Raw genomic sequence first — 566 nt, 5'->3', positions numbered from 1 at the left:
CTACGGCGGACCAACCGTTCACCGCACCGGTGCTGTAGCAACGTGAGATGGTGCTGGCGTTGAGCTGGCCAGCGAAGCCGCCGGCTCGTTGACCACCGCTCACCGCGGCCCGGCTGTAGCCGTCGGCAATGACCGACCCTCCGCCAACAAATCCGGCCAGTCCTCCGGTGGAGTATGAGCCGGAGACACTGCCGGTGCTGTAAACTTGGCGCAGGTCCGCTAAGTTGACCACCTGACCGGCTAGTCCGCCGGTCTGGTCTCCACTGCTTTGGACCGTCGCATCGGCCGAGGCCAGGTGCAGCTGACCGCCGCTGAACATGCCGAACAATCCGCCGACGTTCGTACCCCCGGCAATCTGGCCTCCGCTCAGCACGACCCGCTGCACGGCGCTGCCCGTAGACTCGCCCGCCAAACCGCCCGTGAAGTTCCCGCCGGTGACGTTCTGACCCGTCAGCACGGCCCCGGCAATGGTGCTGTCCCCCTGGATGCGTCCGACCAGCCCGCCGGTGTAGTCCGAGCTGCCGGCAACCCGTTGGCCGGTCACGGCCGCGTCCGCAAAGGAGCTG

Annotated in this window: 1 protein-coding gene; it reads right to left on the bottom strand. The window is 67.7% G+C overall.

All coding sequences use genetic code 11. The features are described 5' to 3' along the window. The coding region (locus tag C6366_RS19810) for a GLUG motif-containing protein (RefSeq protein ID WP_199221574.1) at nt 1-566 on the bottom strand (566 nt) is incomplete at both ends.

Source organism: Desulfonatronum sp. SC1 (assembly GCF_003046795.1).
Taxonomy (GTDB): domain Bacteria; phylum Desulfobacterota; class Desulfovibrionia; order Desulfovibrionales; family Desulfonatronaceae; genus Desulfonatronum.
This window is presented reverse-complemented; position numbering and strand designations above follow the sequence as displayed.